Annotated in this window: 3 protein-coding genes; all 3 read left to right on the top strand. The window is 42.8% G+C overall.

All coding sequences use genetic code 11. The features are described 5' to 3' along the window. Positions 1–254 (top strand): carbohydrate ABC transporter permease (locus tag DS885_RS00650; protein ID WP_147232320.1); only part of this gene is annotated, 254 nt, incomplete at its 5' end. Beyond that, on the top strand, positions 254–1,105 hold the full coding sequence (locus DS885_RS00655; protein ID WP_113817481.1) for a carbohydrate ABC transporter permease: 852 nt from the start codon (positions 254–256) through the stop codon (positions 1,103–1,105). The genes DS885_RS00650 and DS885_RS00655, both read left to right, overlap by 1 nt. 40 nt (positions 1,106–1,145) lie before the next feature. Continuing rightward, positions 1,146–2,100, top strand: a 955-nt coding sequence (locus DS885_RS00660; RefSeq protein WP_113817482.1) for an ABC transporter substrate-binding protein, incomplete at its 3' end; no start/stop codon positions are given.

Raw genomic sequence — 2,100 nt, forward strand, 5'->3', positions numbered from 1 at the left:
CACAACTTGCCCCAGCGACCTTTATCGCCGTAGTCGTCACCGTGATTGGTGCCCTTCGATCCTTTGATTTAGTGGCCACTATGACAGCCGGCGGTCCTTGGGGAAGCTCAACAGTACTTGCTTATATGATGTACGAAGAGTCTATTTTCAATTATCGCATGGGTTATGGCGCAGCTGTTGCGGTAGTGCTATTTCTGATCATGGCGGTTTACATCGCTTACTTCCTAGTTCGTATGTTACGGAGTGAAAAATAATGTACCCAAAACCAATTGAACACTCATCGAAACTAGTGAATGTGGCTTATCGTATCTCATTGCCTATTACGATCGTCTTATGGTTGATGCCATTAGCTGCTGTCATGATGACCTCGATACGCTCGATTCAGGATATTAACCAAGGCAATTACTGGGGTTGGCCCACCAGCTTTAATTTTATTGAAAACTATATGTTGGTTTTTCAATCTACTGAGATGGGACAATACTTACTTAACTCAATCATGATTACTATACCCGCTGTAATGGGTGCTGTAGCCCTATCTACCTTGGCTGGTTATGCGTTAGCTAAGTACCAATTTAAAGGCAACATTCTGATGTTAGCTATTTTTATTGGCGGTAACTTTGTACCTTTTCAAATCTTAATGATCCCGGTTCGAGACCTAACCATTAGCCTCGGGTTATATGACACACACATGGCACTTATTATGTTCCATGTGGCTTTCCAAACCGGCTTTTGTACCCTGTTTATGCGTAACTTTATCGTGGGTTTACCTAATGAATTATTAGAATCAGCACGTGTTGATGGGGTCAGTGAATTCAAAATATTCTGGCATATCGTACTGCCACTTGTTAGACCCGCGTTGGCCGCATTAGCAGTATTAGTATTCACCTTTATTTGGAACGATTATTTTTGGGCATTAGTGCTGGTACAGAGTGATACGGTTCGCCCAGTAACGGCAGGACTTAGCTCGCTACAAGGGCAATGGCTTGCTTCATGGAATTTAATATCTGCGGGTGCAGTAGTAGCCGCATTACCACCTGTTGCGCTGTTTTTTGCAATGCAACGCCACTTTATTGCAGGGTTAACGTTAGGTGCAACTAAAGGTTAACCTTTAACATCAAAACCTTAGTGACTAAAAAGGAAACAATATGAAAAAGATCCAAACAATATTGGCGGCCAGCGCAATGTCAATGGCGCTCTCTTCAATGTCCTATTCCGGTGAATTAATTATTAATTCCGATGCATCCGATCCTGCACCTAAAGCGGCATTTAGCGAAATCATAGATGCCTTTGAAAAGCAGAATCCAGATATTCATGTGACCTATAACCTCTACGACCATGAAGGTTATAAAACCACTATTCGTAACTGGTTGGTGACCTCTCCACCAGATGTGGTTTTCTGGTACGCAGGTAACCGTATGAAAGCCTTTGTTGACCGCGGGTTATTTGAAGACGTATCCGATGTCTGGGATGACAATCAACTTCATCAAGATTTTGCCAGCGCTAAACCTGCGATGACCATAGATGATAAGCAATGGGGTGTTCCTTACACTTATTACCAGTGGGGCATCTATTACCGTAAAGATATCTTTGATAAATACGGTATTAGCGAACCTAAAACCTGGGAAGAGTATCTTGCTGCCTGTGCGTTATTGAAGAAAAACAATATCGCCCCTATCACGATCGGCTCTAAATACCTATGGACTACCGCAGGTTGGTTTGATTACATCAACTTACGTGTCAATGGGTTAGCGTTCCATATGGACTTGATGGACGGTAAAGTACCTTACACAGATCCACGTGTGAAAAAGACTTTTGAAACCTGGAAAGAGCTTATTGATGCGGGTTACTACCTAGAGAATCATGCCACTTACTCATGGCAGGAAGCACAGCCGTTCCTATACCGTGGCGAAGCAGCTATGTACTTGATTGGTAACTTTATCACGCCTAACTTCCCTGAAGAGTTAAAAGATAAAATGGCGTTTATGCAGTTCCCAGTGATTAATCCAGAAGTTGGATTAGCAGAAGATGCGCCAATGGATACCTTACATATCCCCTCTAAAGCCAAGAACAAAGCGGATGCACGTAAGTTCTTAGCCTTTA

Source organism: Psychromonas sp. B3M02 (genome assembly GCF_003318165.1).
Classification (GTDB): Bacteria; Pseudomonadota; Gammaproteobacteria; order Enterobacterales; family Psychromonadaceae; genus Psychromonas.

What these genes read in the sequence shown, in the direction of transcription:
- DS885_RS00655 (WP_113817481.1), top strand. Translation starts at nt 254, where the DNA reads ATGTACCCAAAACCAATTGAACACTCATCGAAACTAGTGAATGTGGCT.